Genomic DNA, 20,247 nt, shown 5'->3' with positions numbered 1-20,247 from the left:
CGTTGAATATACGATATTTGACCTATCTGTGGTTCGGCTCTGACTGGTCGTCTAAGCAAGGGAACATCACAGTTTACGAGTTTTAGGTGGGGGAGCTTGTGGCAAGTTTCAAGGGTCGAAACCAAAGTTTCGCCATTTTCATTAATGCTCACTACCCATCAATCATTCACCAAAACCTCGACCATACCATCCAGCAGCTTCTTGGGCTTCTCCCAACCAGGAGCATGCCGCCCCACCAAATCAAAGAATTCAGGACTATGGTCGTGGTGCTTCAGGTGGGCCAATTCATGAATGATAACGTATTCGATGCAGGCCCGGGGCGCTTTGATCAGGTGCGGGTTAAGGATCACCTGCCCCTGTGGTGAGCAGCTACCCCATTGTCGTGTCATCTCCAGCATCCTGAACGGTGGTGCCTGGGCAATCCATGGGAGCGCAGCAGACTGCTTATCGATGAGCTTGGCGAAGTAGTCACGTGCCCGCAGACGATACCAAGCCCTAACAATACCTCTGACCTTGCCAGCGTCAGTAAATTTGGTTGAAATCTCCAGGCGGTTTCCTCGCAGCCGTGCAGTGCCGGTTGCGGCGTCATCCTGGACCACCTTCAACATATACCGCCGCCCCAGATAGAGGACTTCCTCACCGGATACGTATGCCTTTGGCCGGACGTGACTGAAACGATCCCGCGCTTCAGCGACATGATCCATGATCCAGCGTGAACGTTTGTGAACCGCCTTCTGGATCATCTCGTCGGGCTGGTCACTTGGGGCATCCACGATGACGCTGCCATCGGGTTCAACATGGATGGCGATGCGGGTCTTTCTGCTTGGGTCAAACTTGACCTCGTAGGGTATCCGCTCATCACCATAGGCCAGGATGTGCTTGGGGCTCATGAATTCCGCCTTGTGTCACCGGCACGGACGATAGAGACAACGTGTTCGATAACGGCATTCGCCGGGTTCAGCCCACCTAACAGATTGAACAGCCGTGGTAACAGAGCCTTCCGGATTTCAGCTTCGATGCTGGCTGGACTGATCGAATGGGATCGTACAGCACCTTGTACCACGCTATCCGTGAACAAAGCTTCTTCAACCAGTTTGGTGTCACCAAGTTCGTCAAGCTGTCCCTGATCCAGTGACATCGCGAAGGCTCCGTAGAAAGCCTGGGCCAACTTATTGTCACCAAACCCATTCGGCACTGTCGGTGTGGCCCTCTCCCCGACCATGGCCTCCAGGTCTTTGAACATGGTGTATTGCTTATCAGGGTGATCGAACAGGGACTCGGCCTCCCGGATGGCTTCTTTCAACATCTCCGAAAACACCCGTTGGGCGTACGGATCATCGATCAATTCCTGTTCGATAGATTTGCGTATCCGGGTTTTTATAAGGTCGGCTTCGGTGCGTTTCTTCTCATCTGTCCAATCATTCACATCGTCGCTCTGACCCAATTCACCGATCATGATCACGCCCTCAGGGTCAACAATCTCCTGACCGATCACCTGCTTGTCCACAAGGTTCCTGATCTGGGTTTCATAGGCTGAAAAATCTACGGTTTCCTGTGCATCGCGCTTTGCCTGAATACGCAGTTCGGTGAAGAACTTGAGGTCACGCTTGTATCCTTGAATGGTGGCTTCAGAGAATGCCCCATCCTCAAAGAATGACCGCGATGACAACGCCAACTTCAAGCACATGCCGAAGGAAGTCAGCGCGTCGTAGAAGTCATCCCGCACCTTCTGACGAAGGTCATGAGCTACACCCGTGTCATTCTCAACAAAATCCGGCATCAGCACCCGTCTAAACTGTTCACGGTCTTGTTTGTTCACAACATCGCGGAAGATGGCCCAAACAGCATCATGCAGGGATGGCAAACGTTTGTACTCCATGGAGACATTGGTGACGGTCCCCACCAAGTCACCGATGTCATAGCCGCCTTGGGTCTGGTCCGCCAAATCCTGATAGTTCTGAATGGATGTATCAAGCTCTGCAAGGATACCTCTGTAATCGATTAGGAACCCATGCTTCTTGGCTTCATGCAGCCGGTTCACCCGAGCGATGGCCTGAAGCAGATTGTGCCCCTTCAGATACTTGTCGATGTAGAGCACCGCATTGCGGGGTTCATCAAAGCCCGTCAGAAGCTTATCCACCACAATCAATATATCTGGTGGCCCATCAGTTCCGAAATCCTCGATCACACCATTTTCATAAGCATCGGGATCATTGCCAACGGCAGCCTTCCACCAAGCTTGAACTTCCGGGTCTTTGGTCTCGTCCGTATCATCATGGCCTTCCCGGGTGTCCGGAGGTGAGATGATAACGGCGCTGGTTACCAAACCAGTGGCATCCAACGCGGCCTTGTACCGGATCGCAGAGTTTTTGCTGTCAGTAGCTAGTTGAGCCTTCAACCCAAGGTCAAGCTTGGCGAAGTTCTCATTGAAGTGAACCGCTATGTCATATGCGATCAACTCGATCCGGTTGTTTGCACCATAGATTTGTCCTCGGGTCGCAAACTTCTTCTTCAGATCGGACCGCTGCTTGTCTGACAATCCAGCAGTGATTTTGTCAAACCAGGCATCAATCGCAGCCTCATTGATATCCACCACCGGCCTTCGTTCTTCATAAACCAAAGGTGTGACAGCGCCATCTTCGACTGCCCTCTGCATTGTATAGGCATGCAGGATGGGGCCAAACTTGTTGCGGGTTTTGTCATCTTTCAGCAGCGGGGTGCCTGTGAAAGCGACGTAAGCCGCATTGGGCAGCGCCTTACGCATCCGTTCATGGTTCTCACCGCCCTGGCTCCGGTGGCCTTCATCAATCAACACGATGAGCTTGTTAGTGGTGTTTTGGCATTCCGGCAGCTTGGTGGCCGAGTTGAATTTTTGCAGGAGCGTGAAGATGATCCGCTCATTGCCCGACCCGATACGTTCGGCCAGATCACGGCCCGACTGCACCTTGGCCTTCTCACCGTCCTTCTTGGTGGCAACGTCTGAACCAAACGCACCGCCGGTCAGGAAGGTCGATGACAACTGCTTTTCCAGATCAACCCGATCCGTCACCACAATCACCCGGCAATCGGCCAGATCAGGATCAAGCAGCAAAGCCTTGTACAGGAAGACCATCAAATTGCTCTTGCCGCTACCGGTGGTGTGCCAGATCACGCCACCCTCACGGCCCCCATCAGGGCGCACTTGTGATACCCGATCCAGCAGCGACTTGATGCCAAACGCTTGTTGGTAACGGGCTGCGATTTTGCCAGTCTTTCGGTCATACAGAATGAATAGTTTGATGAATTCCAGCAGCCGGTCTGGCCGCAGCAGCGATATGATCAACCAATCTTGCTCTGTGGGCAGCACATCGCCCCTGTGGAGGGCCTCATAGCCCTTCCGTGCCCACGTGGGCCTATCTTTAAACAGAGCCTCTATCTGGGCCGCTGTGAGCGGCGTCGCCCTGATCCCAGCGACCTCGGCATCGCCTATCTGCTCTTCCCGCCATTTGGACCAGAACTTCTTGGGTGTATCTGTGGTGCCATAGCGTCCCTCCACACCAGAGATCGACAGCAACAATTGGGAATAGGCATACAAATCCTGGATGCCATCACCTTTCTGGTTGCGTAAGTGTTGTGATATCCCCTCATCCACCATCGCGGTGGTCTTGGTTGATGACACCGGGCGTTTGGCTTCGATCACCACCAGCGGCAGACCGTTGACGTAACACACGATGTCCGGCCTGAAGCGACCAAGCCCTGCGGGACGCTCAACGCTCAATTCTTCGGTCACCTGGAACCGGTTGCCCGTAACATCCTGCCAGTCGATTAGCGGCACGGTCACATAGTGCTGCTTACCATCGATCACCTCCCGCACGGTGATACCTTGGGTCAGATGCTGATAGACCGCTTTGTTCGCGGCCAGCAGACCCTCTGACAGTCCCGTTGACGTAATATCGCGAACCACCTGATCCATCCCACTGGGAGATAGCGCCAAGCTCTTACCTTTGTATTCGAACCGATGCCGCCCCAAGTATACCCGCAGCACATCTTCCAGCACCACAGACCGCTCTGATCCTCGCAGGGTAAGACAGGCGGCAGGCGACACATACTCCCATCCCATCACCATCAACACATGTAGTGCAGGAAGCTTTGCAGCGGCTTCCTCGTTGGTATCAGGGGAGCGCCGCATCCCTACTGCACCGCACGTTTAGAATTGGTTTCAAAGGTTTCATCGGTGAACACACCTTTGTAGACGCTCTGTTCCAAGAAACTCAGGATAATCTTCAATCTTCTTTTCTCTCCTGGCAGAACCAGTTTCCCTTCCTGAAGACCTATATCCAAACCAACACTGAGGGCCTTTTCGCGAATTGATGTGACATCATGTTGATTCAAAACGTCGGACAGCGCGATCCCCCGGATGAGCTTGCGTGACCTTTCATCCATCGCAGCATCAAACAAGGCCGCGTTTTCTATATGGAAGTTCACGTGTTCCGAAAAGTCTATCACCTGCTGTTCGGTCGCTTCGTGATAATGCTCTTGGACCGTAAGGATCGTTCTCAGGCTGGCGAAGCTGTGGAACTTCACTGTATCGCCTTCAACGATAGCTGTAAGACGTGCATCGAGGGCAAAACCTTGCTTGGCCAGCTTTCCAAATCGATTGTTGTTGAACACCAGGGTGACACCGCTTTTTTGAAGGTACTGGGATGTTCTGAATCGCTGAATGAGGACACGACCCTCAAGAGCCTCTGAATGGGAAAAGACCGCCTTGATCCCTGCCTGACCATACTGGCTTATATCCAAAACCTCATATGCCGCCGGACCATCGGCCAGCGTTTCAAGAAAGGGCTGAACCAATCCCGCATCTTGGAGAGTCATGATCTGATTCCTGTCAGGCTTCCAGTCGCCATCAAACACGACCTCTTCATCGCGACCATTCAGAAATGCAGCCTCTTGTGCATCAAAAAGTTGTTCAAGCTCTGCCTGCACTCCGGCCTGGAGAGGTATCCGGCGGACGACGTTTTCTTCACCAACGCGACATAACGCGAAAAAGCTTCTGGGCATCAATTACTCCGTATCTAAAATTACATAATCACCGAGATCGATCCCAGTGATTTCGCAGTTACCTTTGCGTATAGTTCTCTTGGAAATCAAAACCCTTGTGACCGCCTCAGGTGTTCCCACTTTGTAGAAATGCCATCCAAAGAGCCCAAGTAGTGGATTGAAAAAATAGCTGTGGCTGGTGAAGGCAATCACAGCAAATATCAGCAATGTTGGTATCCAGATCATCCAGTTCAGATCGTCAAAATCAGCGGTAAATAAGGGCATCAGGTACAGCAGGATGATAGCTGTGTTTTCACGGTCGGCTGGCTCAACCGTTGTGATCTTGTGGCGTTCAGATGCTGGTGCACTCTTGCCTTTGGTGGCATTCAGAACCCAGACGCAAACCCTGACAAGTAACAGAGACCCAGCCAGCAGAAAGAACATGATGTCGTATCGGTCGTTCAACGCAGCGACAGCAGCATAGGTGAACCCGACAGGAGCAATCGCCGTGGCGGTTAGTGAAATTCTTGCCAACCCACTAAGCATCTACGTTCACCCGCCGCTTGCCCGTAAGTAACTGCTGCATCAGGGCCTTTTTTTCAGCATGGAGGTTTTTAATATCACCGACATAGCTGTCGATCTCATCGTCCGCATCAGCCAGAACAAGCCCAATTCTTTTCTGTGCTTCGTAGGTAGGGATGTGTACCTGAAGCGCGTTCAACGACTTTTTGTCTATGTTTGGGAACGTCGATCCGGCGGCCCGGCTGAGCACCAACTCTACAAGAGAATGGAGCAATTGCTGAAGATACACGGTATCTGTCAAACCATTCCGTTTGCGGACAGCAGCAATACCACGTCCGATACAATATGCACCATCTGCGACATTCATGCGTCCAGTCGAGCTTCCTCGCACACAAACTAGAACATCCCCGTCTTTGCACATCTTGGTCGGCTTTGTTGTCCATTGCCGTGCAACAGGGTGGCGGTCAGTAAACTCCGTGGGTCCGTTCAATAACGGCGATCCAATGCCATCCGAGTTGTAAGTGCTACCAGCCGGGCTTTGCCCCATGTGAATTTCTGCCAATAAATCTAACCCGCCGATTTTCCACTCCTGCTCTTCGAACTCCGGGAAGCGGCGTTTACCCGTGAGCAGGCTCTGCATGAGGGCGCGTTTCTGGGTGCGGGCTGTGGCCAGCAGCGCCTCACTGGTCTCGATGGCACGGTCCCAGGTTGAGAGGATATCCGCGATCTTGCGTTGTTCGGGAAGTGGCGGGATATCTATCGGCAATGCCTTTAATAGATTTGTGTCAAGCCTACCTGTGCCATGGTTTGCCGTATTAACCAGCCCCATCATCACACGCTTTTTTTCAACCAGCAGATACGACAGAAATAGCGGGTTAACATTCTCATTGGCGACCAGCGCCTTTAAGTCCTGGTTGAACGCCACGGGTTTGGTTACAAACCCTATGGGAACATCCTTCAAAAGCGTCATACCCCTTACCAGCATCAGAATATGATCCGGCTGAGCCATTTTAGCTCCACGAGCACCAACTTCTGTGAGTCGATCTATTGCTGTACAGATGAGGTGTGTCTTCAAATCTTTTGCCGAGACCCAAGGCACATCACCACCCCAAAACTCTGGTCGTTGCTTACTGGGCGTTCCTCCCGAACGGAATGTTGCACACTCCCCAAGAGACGATGCTTCCCACCCGTTAGGAACCATAACCAAGCTCCTGGAGGTACCCCTCCATGCGGGTCTCCAACTCGGCCAGATCGATCTTCAATCGGCTTCGTTCGTCACGAACGGCCATCAGATCGATCTCATCTTCCTCTTCAAACGTATCCACATATCGGGAGATATTCAGGTTGAAATCATTCTCTGCTATCTCTTCCCATGTGGCACGGTAGGCGTATTTGTCCACCGTCTCCCGTTCGCGGTAAGTCGCCACGATCTTCTCCAGATGGGTATCGTCCAGCACGTTCTGGTTGGTGCCCGAGATGAACTCCCGTGAGGCATCAATGAACATCACCGATGTGTCAGCCTTGGATTTGCGGAACACCATGATCGCCGCTGGAATACCCGTCCCAAAGAATAGCTTCTCCGGTAGGCCGATCACCGCATCCAGCAGGTTCTCCTCAATCAGCTTCTGCCGGATTTTACCCTCGGTCGATCCCCGGAACAGCACACCATTGGGCACCACCACCGCCATACGGCCCGTCTTGGGCTTCATGGTCTCGATCATGTGCAGGATGAAGGCATAGTCGCCCTTGGTCTTGGGCGGCATGCCACGGCGGAACCGTGCAAACTTGTCTGTCTCCGCAGCTTCCGTGCCCCACTTGTCCAGACTGAACGGTGGATTGGCCACAACCACATCATAGTGCCGCAGCATATCATCACTGGTCCGTAGCTTGGGGTTCCGAATTGTATCTCCCCATTCTATTTGATGGTTCTCTTCTCCGTGCAGAAACAGGTTCATCTTGGCCAGTGCCCAGGTGGAGCCAATAGCCTCCTGCCCGAACAGCGCGTAGCGTTTGGTGCCCGTATTCTGCCGGATCAGCCTGCCACACTTCATTAGCAGCGATGCAGAGCCGCATGTGGGGTCACAGATGTCATCCCCCTCCTGGGGATCAACCAGACGTGCCATCAGCGACGACACCTCTGCCGGTGTATAGAATTCTCCTGCCTTCTTACCCGCCGTGGCCGCAAACCGGCTAATCAGGTATTCATAGGCACCGCCGATGATATCCAACTGGCCCACGCGCGTGGGCCGTAGGTCCAATGCATCCGTGGCGAAGTCCTCGATCAGGTGCCGCAGGATATCGTTCTTCTGTTCCTCATCCCCAAGCTTGTTGCTGTTGAAGCTGATGTCCTGGAACACATCCCGCAGCTTGGTAATGTTGGCCTCTTCGATGGCATGCAGCGCCTTATCGATCCGCTCCCCGTTGCCAGGCTCATGGCGGCGTTTGTGCAGAGCGGTGAAGCTGGCACCATCGGGGAGAACAAACGCCTCCTGCTGCATCATAGCCTCTACCAATTCTGGGGCATTGGGGTGCTCAGTTTGATACCGTGTCATGTGGTCCTGCCACACGTCACTGAGGTACTTCAGGAACAACATCGTCAGGACGTAATCCTTGTAGATCGAAGGATCGACGACACCCCGGAAGGTATCACATGCACCCCATGCGGCCTTGTTGATCTCGGATTGGGTGACGGGCGTCATATATTCACTTTCGGAACATGGCCTCGATGAGGCTGTTATATCGGGTTGGATCAAATTCGGCTTTGGGATCATTCACAATACGCTCGATCTCCATGCGGTATACCTCTGCCACGGCAATACCCATCTTCTCTGATGAGGGCCTTACACGGAGCTTGTATACCCCCCTCTGAACGGCCTCAACGACCGCCCGCATCCTATCAAGATCAACAGTGGAGGGCATGGTTATGATACTGCCCTCGATAAGGGCTGACGCAGATACCTGATACAGACTGGCAAGCATTTCCAGCCTGTCAGTCGAAACCTTGCTGAGGCCATTCTCCATTCGCGAGAAGCTGGCCCCACTGATGCCAATACACTCCGCCGCCTTCTCAAGGGAAAGCCCAGCCTGCTCACGTGCCATACGAAGGGTCTGATAGATTGCCAATGGTTCGATCTCATTGCTTCATACTTCCCTTTTACAAAAAATGTAACGCTTTGGAACCCCTGTTCATGAAGATCGGGACTAGCGAATCACTTACATAAACCGTAAGATGTAAGTCAGATGAGGCTCAATGAATTTCTCGAACAGAACAACATATCGATGTCACGGTTCGCTGCATTAGCGGGCACTACAGCGGCAACCATCAGCAGAATATCTGACGGTTCTGTCGTGCCACGCAGGGAGCTTATGAAGCGTATTCACCAGGAGACACGGGGTCAGGTGACGCCGAATGATATCTTCGGTTTGTTTTGCGTACAGCCGTGTGGAGCGGTGGCTTCGATCTGCCGGGGAGATGATCAATTTGATGTCACCAATACTTGCTGCCCAGCACAGTCGAGCAGCACCGTCCTACACCAAGCGACACCACACAAAGGAACCCATGATGTTTAAGTACGCGCTTTCAATCGCATCGCTCTTGATTGCAGCCCCAGTCTGGGCGGACAGCGATCCAAAATACCTCGATCCCAAAGTCATCTTGGCTGACCTGTTGGAGCTTCAAGAAACCTGCCAAAATATGACACTTGGCCAAACAAACGAAGAGGTGTTTGGCATACTCTTTACACGGAGCCCCGATGGCGGCACCTGCCAATTCCAGAACGGCGAATTGGACGATCATGTCCGTGACTTCCTCCAGGAGCAGAATTTGGCTTGGGCAGGTGTCGAGGGACAGGACGGGCTTTGGGTCAAAGCGGCTAATGTGTCTGACTGAAACCGGACTCCGGCGTCCGGGACATAAGTCTGACTAACCTGAAGAATTTTCGTTCAATGCCAAGATGGCGGTCGGGAAGATCGTACCAAAACTGAGAAGGGAAATTTGTGGAAGCATCAGCCGATCAACGTCAACGTCTTGTTGAAGCGATCTTCAAACGGAACCACATACGTCACCATTGTGGAATTTCGCCCCTGAATATCAAGTTGGCCTCTGCTAAGGGATTGAACCGACTGCTTCGTGCCAACCTGAAACAAGCGGCAGTGGTCCCTGTCCTGGCTCAAAGTGCGACCTCACCTGAAACCGCTGAAGTCATTCCATTCATCATGCGATAGCTCCTACCACCAATGACTATGTATAGCTGAATGAAGCCATGTTTGATGGTTAATCCGAATTATCTTGATCACGATCTTGATTTCCAAGGGAACTGATCGAAATTAGAGAGTGCCCGGTTCGGAAAGCATGTTTGTCCGCATGTCGCTCCGCCCTGTCGTGTTGTCTATTAGGGTGTTGAGCATCTGAACCGGGTCATTTCGCGGCACCTGTAACAACCGGTCCCTTGGACATAAGGGATAGTGGATAGTCTATGCACAAGCCCATGCTATTTCTTGTTGGCACTTTGAAATTGAGAAAACACTTATGAAGCAATGCTGGCGTTTCACCAAAGCAATCAGTCAATGGTATCAATGAAGTAGTCGTCAGCCTCATATGGTAACGACATGATATATGCTTCCAGGGCAGACGACATGAACGCCCCCATGGTTTCCTGAGCATTATACCGCACGATAGCTCTGGCCTCAGCCAGAATGGCATCGTCAATGTTTCTGATCGTGATCCTGTTTTGTTGCATGACATCACTCCTATGGTTGTACAGTATTTAGGCAACACAGCACGACAGGGCAGACCATCCGCATTGTTTGTGTCAGACAAGATGTCTGACAGGCTAAATAGATTACAAACACACTGACGGGCATCTCATGAAAAAACCATCTGACTTAGCCATAAGTCCAAAGCATCAAAGGCAAATCGAACGTGCCAGCAACAGGCATCTCAACAGGATGTTCAAGGAATTCATTTCACCAATCCTTTATTTGCCAAAGGAAGACCTGCATGTCCCACATTTCTATCACAAGATGGGCAACTTTAGTCAGAGCGCGTTGGAGGAGTTAAAACAAGAATTTGGCGACGACAACGATAGCATTCAGAAGGAAGCGGAATTGTTCAGCAATCCGCTTCGTTTCGCTCAATACGATCCATCAAAAAAGAAGCGCGGTGTGGCATCCGGCTACACACCGCCCGGACAGCGCATCACCAATGGTGGGTGGATGGTTTTTACGTTTGAACACGATGGCCCTGATGCCGCATCTTTGGAAACGCAGTTGGATTGGTTTGCTGGCAAACGTGATATTTGTGATTTTCACAAAGTACACACAGCACTGTCCCGATACCAAGATTATAGAGGGTACTCCACTGTTTTCAGCGGTAACAAGAGCCTTCACATACACCTGGTATTCGACACCCGGCACCTATCAAATGAATTAGCAAAGAAATCGGCATGGGCCAATGCCACGTGGCAAGGCGACGTACCGGACCAGGTGCTGCATGAGCTATACCGGTCAACTTGGGTGCATTTGGCCACAACCGTTCAACAGTCACTTGGTGTGCCCATCAAGTTTGATGAACGCCTATCATCATATATCCAAAAGCGCCGATCTCCTTGGGGAACCAGAATGTTCCAGGATGGTGAAAAGCCAAACGTCCATGGGTTCCAGCCAGGCGATTTCATTGAGCAGACCGTCATCCAAGAGCATATGTTGTCACGTGCCCCTACCGGCTCAACGAACACGCTGATGCTGGCCAAGTCAGCGAAAGCGATCATGGAGGTAGAACGACATTCTCAGAGTAGACCGAGCAAACGGGCGGTATCGCTGAAGGGTGGGGATGCATTCATCAATGAGTTGAAAAGGTATCTGCACGAATGTGGATGGGCCCAATACCCTGAGCCGACCAGGATCGAATATCTTGAGCCTTACAATTACCTGTTCTTCAAGAACCATGCTAATGATGGCAATCCGACCACCTTTGTGCGTGGCGACTACCGAATGGTTGCCCCGTCAGGTATCGGCGCTCACAGCGGCCCGTTGTTCCTACCGAATGGATACACGCTGGATGAAACACTGAACATTGTTGAGCAGCGCCTGGCCGTACAACAGGTTAGCCCCATTGCGTCGGAAAAATCAAAATCCAACCGACCTCGAAAATACTCAGCATCGTTTGGTGAAAAGGCTTTAAGTCGTGACACGGCCAGAGCGAACCTTAGCGGCATCTTACGTAATGTCGCTGACGCACCTGGTACCACTTTGGTCCAGGCACCAGAGGGTATCGGCAAGACCTATGCACTGATGCAACACGTACAGGAACGGCGCTGGGATCGGGAAGCTGATAGCCAACACCGAACCACGCAACGGGATGGAGACACGTGGTCGCCAATACCAGGCTTTATATGTTTCGCCTGCAAATCATATGAACAGGCAAATGCAAAACGCAATGAATTCATAGGAATTGAAAATGGCAACACCTGTGCGGTAGTCATCAAGTCATTGAGCAAGCTCTACCAAGAAGCCGCAGATGAGTTTGGCGTCAAACCGATAGAGCGACGACAGGCAGGGGCCAATGGTAGTGTCAGCTTCCTCCATGCAGTCAAATCAATGCAGCCTGCTGTCTACACCCGTATGACGGAACTCCGCGATGAAATGTGGATGATTAACGGGCATTCAATGTTTGATCCGACCCACACGGTGGTATTTTGCGTTCATAGCCTGCTGAAAAACTGGCCCCATTCACAGATCAGCAAAGCGTTCCTGCATCCAGGCTTCCCGGATGACTTTAACCAAGATGGGGTAAAACATTGCATACGTGAGATGGGCCTCTACCAAGTCATATACGATGAAGTGGGGTGGGAAGATTTGGTCGGCATCGACACCAAGGAAGATGTTAAACTGGCGAAAAAGGTGGCAAAAGTGGCCAAGAAGTCCACAGGGTGTTCGTGGAAGGATGCTGGTCTGCCAGCCCAAGTACAGGCATTCGACGCGGTTGTTGGGGGGTACATGTCACCACCTATGGGGTTCGATGAGTGTAACCGGATCAACCAGATCGGATACCAGAAATCGGACAAGCTGAAAGTCGATGCGAAGCGGTTCCCATTTGGGAAAGGTGTAGATGAAATCAATATCTACGCGCAGCGTATCGGTACGTACTACAGCAAAGAACACCGCTGGTGGTCAAACCTTGGTTGTCCCGTGGTCATACTGACGACTGAAGACCTACCACGCTGCATCGCAAGCTCCATTACATTGGCCCATCGAGCAGAAGATCAACTCAAGCTGGCTGCTGGCCAAAAACCTCATAGGGAAGAGTCGCAATACCTGAGGACAATGAACCTCACGAACACCCCACATCTGTTCAATGAGCTTGTACCTATCTATTTCGATGAAGATGCACGTGCACCAGACAAGAAGGGCCGCACCAGCGTAATCGACATGGCTCAGGACTTGCTGGAGTCCGGAATCGATTTTGTGATCAGCAACAATCTGAAGAACATCGACAAGAAATACGAAGACCAAGTTTGTTCACATCAGGCAGCACGTGGTCGAAATGACCTGACGGGCATGACCATCGCTACTATCATCACATATCCCAGCTTGGGTGAATATGATCAGCTTTGTATCCTTGGTCAAAAATTCGATCTTGATGATCCTGTTGCAATGGCGATGAGGGATACCTTGTTTCAGGATTTAGGGAGAAACCTTGGGCTCAGATCAACACCAGAGCAGAAACAAGATATGCACATGGTATTCATCAAATCATCTCTCTACCGCGATCTGAAACTGTTCACGGGCGCGACCCATGACCGATATCGCCTGTATCATGATGATCTACCTGACGGGAACCATTGACCCGCATCGTGCCTCCGGCACTCATCGGATCAACAGGGCCCCGGTTAAGCCGCCGCTCTGCGGCGTCCCCCAACATGAATGGATTCGTAGTTAGGCTTGGTCAAACAGATTTAGGGGAACGAAGAGCAACCACTAAGGTATACTATTAGCATCCCCCCTTCCCCCCCCTTCACCATTGGCCGCGCCCACGTACCCGAACATCACTTGGCTGTCCGTACCGCACCCTGTACCACCGTCAACCATTTCTGCCATATTATGTGTGGCAGACTACACCGGTTCGCGGTATGTTCACGCTAACCCCAATACACAACTAAGAGGCAAAAAGCATGCCCAAGGACGATGGAGACAGAGAAACCAAGCCCGCACCACAAGTGAGCGAACGCCCCCCTAACGACCCATACCTCTCTATTCACTCACAACAACCACACGCCAGCGCACCGACCACGCCACCACCACCGAAACCAAAAAGGTAAAAGCCGATGGCTAAGACGCCCACGCCACCATCAAAATCCACCGTCAGGATCGTACCGACTGCAAAACCCGCGTCACGTGATTCAACACGGCACACAGGGTCGCAACAGCCAACAGCAAGCGCACCGACTGCACCGCCGCCCCCGAAGCCTAAGAGGTAAGATCATATGTCACAGAAATCAGCACCGATTGCCAAACCCGCATCCCGGCCTTCGACACCGCTAACTCGTTCGCAGCAACCGACTGCCAGCGCCCCAGCATCTGCGCCACCACCAAAACCTAAGAGGTAACATCATGGCCAAGTCACCCGCACCGATGCCAACACCCCGCACAATTCCCGGTGGCGGTAGAAGCATACCTGAAACAAACACCCGTCCGACGCCCAGTGCCCCGACAGCACCGCCGCCACCCAAGAGGTAGATCACTTGACTATGAATACCGAAACAGCAACTGAACCAGCGTTAGCTGGTGGAGTCTTCATCCCGGACAACGCCAGGCCCATCCCCAGCGCCCCGTCTGCGCCGCCACCGCCTAAGAAGTGATGGGTTGTGTCGGATACGCACCTCTGAAACTTCCCCAGCGGGGATGATTGTTATCTCTGGCCCCCAATCTGCATAGTTTGGGTCAGCGTCAATCCAGTTTTCTGACCCCGCAGCCCGTGATGATGTTACATACAAGGCGATTGAGCCATCCTGACCTTGGATCATTGGGCCAAAAGGCGCATTTTTGAAAGCGTCCAATCGTTCACATGCGACTGCTGACCCGTCTTTCCTAATCACTGCTATAGATGATGGCCCGGAGTCTTCTTTGTTAATGATGGTTTCCCATGCGGCCATATGCCTGTCTGATGAGGAAATCCGCGTTTTGCGTAGAAACCATGCAAAGCCTGAGACGCTGGTGCGCCGCCACACGGCAGCGGAAATCAACGCGAATATGATCCCGGCGATGCTTGCACTATATCCAAACCATAAAGGCACTTCGTTGGCCTTAGACGGGTAACTGGTACCGTAGGTAACCAGCGCCCACGCAGACGCCGCCTGAGCAATAAACGCAAACACCAACGCAATCGCCGCCGTGTCAATCGTCCTATGGGTACTGTCCCGCCCAGTGTAGGCTAAACGATACGCAAGATAGCCACCGACCAGAATAGCAAGCGTCTGGTAGGGTAGTTTTAAAAGCTGTTCGAGATTTTCCATCATGGGCTTATGTGGTCCAGGGGCGGTAGGATTGACAAAGATCACCAAAGGACCGGATGCGCAATGTTAGGCGCTCACGTACCATCACACCACCCTTGCCGCGTTCCGCCATGATAAGGCCGTGCCAGCCCTTCCTCAATCAACAACGCACCCACGTCGCGCCCATCTACATAAAGACCACCCAAACCCCGCCCGAACTTATCACGGCGTCCTGTAAGGCGCACATCAAGCGTGTTCGCGCCATTCACGAGGTTACGCAGACGCTTCGTTGCGGCGTCCCCTCTGTTCCGCTCAAATGTGCATTTCGCCCTGTACGTTTCCGGCGTATCAAACCCCATCAAGCGGATGTTGTGAGCGCCCAGCGCAATAGTGTCCCCGTCAACCACCCTTATATCCTGCGCCCGTATGGTGGACGGAACAGTGGACATGGAAGGGACCACCCGGTTTGCCTTCTGATCGGTGGCCACCCAGCCGACCATTAGCAGCATTGCCGGGACAAACAGCCATGCAACCCGCTTTTGAATCACTGTGTAAACAGGAAGTAGAGGACCGCCCCGCCAATCCCCAGCCACACCAGCCATCCGTAGTCACTATCCGCCTTGGGCGGTTCACGCCCTCCACGCTCAAATGTCATTGGGTCAACGACCTTGGGGGCTTCAATTGTGTCTGTCCGCTTGATCCGCACTTCGTGCTGACGCAGACGAATAGTAGACACCACCTCTGTGATGGTATCGGCGTGGTTTTCCCGTTCGCGGTCAAACTGGTCCATGATCGCCGAAAATGCCGCCTTCTTGGCATCGAACGTGACCTGCAAGGAATGGTTCAACAGCTTTTCAGACACCGCTGCATCGTCGCCTGCCAGCCACTTGAACTGACGCTTCAACCCAGCGTCTATGCCCTCCTCACTCAAGTCTGAGAACAACGTCTGGTCCACGAAAGCCACGACCTGTGCGGCGGGCATCGTCAACGGTGCCAAGACATGATCGGTGCGCTTCTTACCCGCCTTATCAAACAAACCTTCCACAATACGTAGTTTTAAGTCCATTGGCATGATCGGTGGTAACAGGTCGAACAATCGCCCTGCCACAAGGCCGCTCATTTTCCGTTCTCCACCCTTCCACTTGGTGAAGGTCTGTTCTGCATAGTCCTGTTTATCGAACCCGAACTGGCGTCCGTATGCAACGAACACGTCTTTGAGCCGGGATGAATCGAGACCAAAGAAAAAGTCCTTCACCTCGTTGTCCATACCACCAAGACGTTCGGACAATTCCGCCGCCTCTGCGATGTGCCGCCGTGCCGCCTCTTGACCATAGTTTGTAGGATAGCTGCCTTTGTAGCCTGAACGCCTGCGCCGTGCCGCCATGCTACGCCCTCAACTTCAACAAGAGTCGATCCCATAGATTTACCGCCCCAAACCGGGCATCCAACACGACCTGCGCGTCAGTCAATTCAACCGTCCGCTTGCTCTTGAACGATGCACCATGATCGCTCAGTAACTTCCCATGCGTCACCAGATCGGTGACATCATTGCGCAGCCGCCGTGCATCTTGTTCGTTCAGCTTGGACGCCCAGCGCCCGTGTCGATCCAATACTGCGTCAGCGGTGGACCCGTTGCCCAAGAAAATGGTTTTTGGCATTAGCTGCTAAGGACCGATGCAACAATCATCAAGACTACTATGCCGCCGACGATATACATCCATGTGTCATTTTTCTTGTCCACATTGCCGCGTTTGGCTTCGTCGGTGTTGCCCATGATCACTTCTGTTTTTCCGGCACTGTTTTCGAGTGTGATCCGTGTGGTGTTGGCATCGCCTGACTCTGTCATGCGTCTGGTAACATCCGCCATGTTGTTCACGGCAGAGGACGTTCCCTGCAGATCAATGCTCAACTTCTGTGCAGCGGATTGCAGGTCGATTTGCTTCCGGGCCGCATACATTGTCAATTCCTGTTGCGCCTCTTCCGACAGTCCGGAGATATCAATTTGACCTTTCGACGTGTCCAACGACAGAGATTTGCCACCATCCGCCTTTGCTACCTCATTTCCTGCCATTATCGCGCCTTCCTACAATTAGTACTGTCATTACAATCATCAACATCCTGCACGTGCATCGTCGGAGGCGCAACTGAGATCATGCCAGTGAGACTGCAACGGCATGAACCTTGGCCCGATCCAGGAGTGTTTGGCTAAATATTCTTGAGCATCATTTTTAATGAATTGATGCATGCAAAGTAGCTGATCAAAGGACTGATACCAAATGCAACCACCCCAAGAATTGTCCCTGAACGACATCGACGACATTCCCAACACCCAGAGTTACTTGGAGATCGCTTGTGATAGAGATGTCCTAGACCTCATGAGACAGTTGCCAATGATCGCTGGAAACGATGGTGGGCAATTCACTATGACTGATTTGATCTATGAAATAAAACTGTGGCCCTTTGTTAAACAGGCGTGGTCAGAGATTGATGGTGGCCCTGGTATTGCTGGCCGAGTTCTTCAGATGGCTAAGGTGTACAAGAAAGCTGAAGCCGATCTCGAAGACCTGACCGGCGATACGCGGCGACTCCCCCGCGTTATTGACCTCCCCTCGTTCATTGAAGTCTATTCAACCAAAGGCTTACCATAAATTCTAGATTGGATCGCCGTGAGTTTGTCACCGCAATCGAACCATACCTGCGTCGTGCAAAACCGAAGTCGATCAGTATCCGCTTTAGCTGCCTAACGCGAAGCACCAGGTAGCCATCTGTACAACGTTGGTACAGACACCCCAACAGCCGTGGCAGCGTCCTTCACTGGCGTTCCACTGGCCAGTAGTTCACGCACGGCGTTGATCTTGTCGTCGGTCATACGACGTGGACGCCCGCCGACACGTCCTTTGGCTCTTGCCGCCTTGAGGCCAGCTTGTGTGCGTTCGATTACGAGGTCTCTTTCGAAGGCAGAAATTGCCCCCATCACGTGAAAGAGCAAACGACCACCAGGAGTCTTTGTGTCGATAGCTTCGGTAAGGCTTTGGAACTCGATACCGTCAGCATTCAGCGTCTCCATAATCTCGATCAAGTGCGGAAGGCTGCGGGCCACACGGTCCAGCTTGTAGACAACCAGTTTATCATCAGAGTTTGGACGAAGGTACGCCAGTGCTTCAGCTAGAATAGGTCGATCCTTCTTTGCACCAGAAGCGGTCTCGGTGAAAATCTTGGCACATCCCGCAGCCTCCAATGCGTTGATCTGTGCAGCATGGGTTTGACCGTCAGTGCTGATCCTTGCGTAGCCGATGTTCATTGTGCCTCCTTCTCGAAACTCATCACCTTCATAGCTGGGTTTGCGATTCGTTACGATAGGGGGTATTGATAATTTTGGAATCTGATTTGTAAGGGCAACAGTGGCTGTATCATACATTGGTATCGAGAACTCGGATAACGACCGTTTTTAAGAATTCAAAAATATCAAGTTCTCAACAGATTGAGGTCGCGTAGAATTTAACAAGACCATCGCATTCATTAAAATCGCATATGGTCAAAGTATAAGGCAACCGCTTAGGATGTATAAGAGATAAGCCATTGGAGCAACGTAAGCTATGAAGGGACAATTCCCTCAGTTCGACCCTGGAGCAGCCGTTGATTATAAGGCAATCTGGGAAACGGCGCTATTCGTCTTCGACACTAACGTGCTGCTGAACCTTTATCGCTACCAAGCTTCGACGCGTGATCAGCTTTTGGATATTCTGGGTAAGCTGTCCGAACGGATTTGGATACCGCATCATGTGGCATTAGAATTTCAGCGCAACCGATTTACCGTCCTAGCGGATCAGAACAAGCGTTTCTCTGAAGTTCAGAATGTCGTGAGTAAGGCGAAAGATGGACTGCGCATTGATCTCGAAAAGTTGCAATTGGAGCGGCGTCACTCCCTCATCGACCCCGCGCCATTGGTCGATGGTTTCGATTTACTTGCCAATACGTTCCTTGCTTCATTGGAGGAAATACAAAGGGACCAGCAAAAGCTGACAGAGCCTGATCCGCTTAAAGATAAGATCGAGACACTCTTCAGTGGTCGTGTTGGACCTGAAGTTAGCAAGCAAGCAGAGATCGATACTATCTATAGCAGTGCCGAAAAGCGGTACCAATTGGAAATTCCTCCTGGATATCTAGATGCGAATAAGGACAAAAGCGGACCAGCGGAGTACGTTCATAGCGGTGTGAATTACAAACGTAAGTACGGTGATTTCCTAATCTGGCACCAACTTCTTTCATATGCCAAGGAGCAGGGAATTCAATCAGTCGTTTTTGTAACAGACGATGCGAAAGATGACTGGTGGTGGAAAGTAAAGTCCGATGGCCCAAAGACTCTTGGGCCAAGGCCAGAACTCCGAGATGAAGCAAGCCGAGTAGGTGGAATATCTCAATTCAATATGTACAAACCTGAAGGATTTTTGAGGTATTCCAAAGAGTTTATGAAATCGGATATCTCGAATGAAGCTATCCAAGAGGTCCGTGATGTCTCAAGTGTCCGAACCGAGAATGTCCGAAGACATCGTGACATGATGAACCGTGCCCGGGGCGCTGAGAGGGCGGTCCACGCTTGGCTGATTAAGCACCACGGCCAAGTAGATGCAAACCAACGGGGGTATCCAGACTTTACGGTAAAGCTAAATGGAGGAAACATAGGCTTCGAAGTTAAATTGATTTCGCACCCAAAATTCATAGGGCAAAGGGCTCGTGAATTTGTTCATCAAGCCCACTACGAAGCTACTGAAGGTGACTTAGATGGTGTTACAATCGTTTTGGTCACTGAAAATGAATCCGATGCCACGGAACTGATAAATCGATGGCTATCTAAATGGCGTACTGAATTACCGATAACAGTGAGTCTGTTGGTAGGTGTGTTAGACATGAGTGAGTCTGGCGATGGAAGTTTTGTTCCTTTTGCAAAAATGTCGGCTGACGAGACCAACATAATGTGAGCTTAGGTTGAACTTTTGGTCGGCTGGTCAATGTTGGGTCCAATACATGGCCAACTTTATTACACTTGAAACGCAACAACTGTTCGTTTTCGGTAGTGACGCACTCCCGCAACCAATTTGTTACTGTTAAATCAGTGCATTGTAAGCGGTGCGTCGATCCCACCTATTTGACGTAATTCCACGGTAGCAGATCGTTGATCTGGCTTTGTTTGTGGCCTGCAACGATGGCTGTGAGC

19 protein-coding genes are annotated in these 20,247 nt (G+C 51.8%); 4 read left to right on the top strand and 15 right to left on the bottom strand.

Features of this window, described 5'->3' with window-relative positions; genetic code table 11:
- Positions 1-158: 158 nt before the first annotated feature.
- Genes GGR95_RS14025 through GGR95_RS13995 form a run of 7 tightly spaced genes read right to left on the bottom strand, consistent with a single transcriptional unit; the run spans position 159 to position 8,640 of the window.
- The gene (locus GGR95_RS14025) at positions 159-890 is read right to left on the bottom strand and encodes a M48 family metallopeptidase (RefSeq protein WP_184566918.1); all 732 of its coding nucleotides are present in this window, start codon (positions 888-890) and stop codon (positions 159-161) included.
- Positions 887-4,168, bottom strand: coding sequence for a type I restriction endonuclease subunit R (locus tag GGR95_RS14020; RefSeq protein ID WP_184566916.1), 3,282 nt, complete (start codon positions 4,166-4,168; stop codon positions 887-889). The genes GGR95_RS14025 and GGR95_RS14020 overlap by 4 nt, the downstream gene beginning before the upstream one ends.
- Positions 4,169-4,170: 2 nt before the next feature.
- Positions 4,171-5,040, bottom strand: a complete 870-nt coding sequence (locus tag GGR95_RS14015) for a hypothetical protein (RefSeq protein WP_184566914.1) — start codon at positions 5,038-5,040, stop codon at positions 4,171-4,173.
- Between the two features lie 3 nt (positions 5,041-5,043).
- Positions 5,044-5,565: a hypothetical protein gene (locus GGR95_RS14010; protein WP_221384924.1), complete on the bottom strand. Its 522-nt coding sequence runs from the start codon at positions 5,563-5,565 to the stop codon at positions 5,044-5,046.
- Complete coding sequence (locus GGR95_RS14005; RefSeq protein WP_184566912.1) at positions 5,558-6,742, bottom strand: restriction endonuclease subunit S; 1,185 nt, start codon at positions 6,740-6,742, stop codon at positions 5,558-5,560. Before GGR95_RS14005 ends, GGR95_RS14010 begins: the two co-directional genes overlap by 8 nt.
- A complete protein-coding gene (locus GGR95_RS14000) occupies positions 6,732-8,240 on the bottom strand; it encodes a type I restriction-modification system subunit M (protein WP_184566910.1) in 1,509 nt (502 codons plus the stop codon). Before GGR95_RS14000 ends, GGR95_RS14005 begins: the two co-directional genes overlap by 11 nt.
- 4 nt (positions 8,241-8,244) lie before the next feature.
- The gene (locus GGR95_RS13995; protein ID WP_184566908.1) at positions 8,245-8,640 is read right to left on the bottom strand and encodes a helix-turn-helix domain-containing protein; all 396 of its coding nucleotides are present in this window, start codon (positions 8,638-8,640) and stop codon (positions 8,245-8,247) included.
- A 463-nt stretch (positions 8,641-9,103) separates the two neighbouring features.
- On the opposite strand from GGR95_RS13995, the gene GGR95_RS13990 reads away from it, so the two are divergent.
- Positions 9,104-9,430 (top strand): hypothetical protein, encoded by a 327-nt coding sequence (locus GGR95_RS13990; protein WP_184566906.1) that lies wholly within the window; start codon positions 9,104-9,106, stop codon positions 9,428-9,430.
- A gap of 670 nt (positions 9,431-10,100) precedes the next feature.
- On the opposite strand, the gene GGR95_RS13985 is transcribed toward GGR95_RS13990, so the two are convergent.
- Positions 10,101-10,280 carry a hypothetical protein gene (locus tag GGR95_RS13985; protein ID WP_184566904.1) on the bottom strand — a complete coding sequence of 60 codons (180 nt, stop codon included), beginning with the start codon at positions 10,278-10,280 and terminating at the stop codon, positions 10,101-10,103.
- 127 nt (positions 10,281-10,407) lie between these two features.
- On the opposite strand from GGR95_RS13985, the gene GGR95_RS13980 reads away from it, so the two are divergent.
- A complete protein-coding gene (locus GGR95_RS13980) occupies positions 10,408-13,386 on the top strand; it encodes a hypothetical protein (RefSeq protein ID WP_184566903.1) in 2,979 nt (992 codons plus the stop codon).
- Positions 13,387-13,795: 409 nt separating this feature from the next.
- Here the strand turns inward: GGR95_RS13980 and GGR95_RS13975 are convergent, their stop codons facing one another.
- The 6 genes from GGR95_RS13975 to GGR95_RS13950 form a co-directional block, all read right to left on the bottom strand.
- The gene (locus tag GGR95_RS13975) at positions 13,796-13,954 is read right to left on the bottom strand and encodes a hypothetical protein (RefSeq protein ID WP_184566901.1); all 159 of its coding nucleotides are present in this window, start codon (positions 13,952-13,954) and stop codon (positions 13,796-13,798) included.
- Positions 13,955-14,318: 364 nt separating this feature from the next.
- Positions 14,319-15,056, bottom strand: coding sequence for an ABC transporter permease (locus GGR95_RS13970; RefSeq protein ID WP_184566899.1), 738 nt, complete (start codon positions 15,054-15,056; stop codon positions 14,319-14,321).
- Positions 15,057-15,127: 71 nt separating this feature from the next.
- Positions 15,128-15,541 carry a thermonuclease family protein gene (locus GGR95_RS13965; protein WP_184566897.1) on the bottom strand — a complete coding sequence of 138 codons (414 nt, stop codon included), beginning with the start codon at positions 15,539-15,541 and terminating at the stop codon, positions 15,128-15,130.
- A 35-nt stretch (positions 15,542-15,576) separates the two neighbouring features.
- On the bottom strand, positions 15,577-16,416 hold the full coding sequence (locus GGR95_RS13960; protein WP_184566895.1) for a hypothetical protein: 840 nt from the start codon (positions 16,414-16,416) through the stop codon (positions 15,577-15,579).
- 1 nt (position 16,417) lies between these two features.
- Entirely contained in the window at positions 16,418-16,690 is a 273-nt protein-coding gene (locus GGR95_RS13955; protein WP_184566893.1) for a hypothetical protein, read from the bottom strand.
- Positions 16,690-17,103, bottom strand: coding sequence for a hypothetical protein (locus GGR95_RS13950; protein ID WP_184566891.1), 414 nt, complete (start codon positions 17,101-17,103; stop codon positions 16,690-16,692). The genes GGR95_RS13955 and GGR95_RS13950 overlap by 1 nt, the downstream gene beginning before the upstream one ends.
- A 205-nt stretch (positions 17,104-17,308) precedes the next feature.
- Between GGR95_RS13950 and GGR95_RS13945 the strand changes: the two genes are divergently transcribed.
- On the top strand, positions 17,309-17,680 hold the full coding sequence (locus GGR95_RS13945) for a hypothetical protein (protein WP_184566889.1): 372 nt from the start codon (positions 17,309-17,311) through the stop codon (positions 17,678-17,680).
- A gap of 92 nt (positions 17,681-17,772) precedes the next feature.
- Here GGR95_RS13945 and GGR95_RS13940 read toward each other — a convergent pair whose 3' ends face one another.
- Entirely contained in the window at positions 17,773-18,333 is a 561-nt protein-coding gene (locus GGR95_RS13940; RefSeq protein WP_184566887.1) for a recombinase family protein, read from the bottom strand.
- 295 nt (positions 18,334-18,628) lie between these two features.
- On the opposite strand from GGR95_RS13940, the gene GGR95_RS13935 reads away from it, so the two are divergent.
- The gene (locus GGR95_RS13935) at positions 18,629-20,011 is read left to right on the top strand and encodes a PIN-like domain-containing protein (protein WP_184566885.1); all 1,383 of its coding nucleotides are present in this window, start codon (positions 18,629-18,631) and stop codon (positions 20,009-20,011) included.
- The last annotated feature ends 236 nt before the right edge of the window (positions 20,012-20,247 follow it).

The organism is Sulfitobacter undariae (assembly GCF_014196805.1).
Taxonomy (GTDB): domain Bacteria; phylum Pseudomonadota; class Alphaproteobacteria; order Rhodobacterales; family Rhodobacteraceae; genus Sulfitobacter; species Sulfitobacter undariae.
The sequence above is the reverse complement of the archived record's forward strand: the minus strand, read 5'-3'. Positions and strand labels throughout refer to the sequence as shown.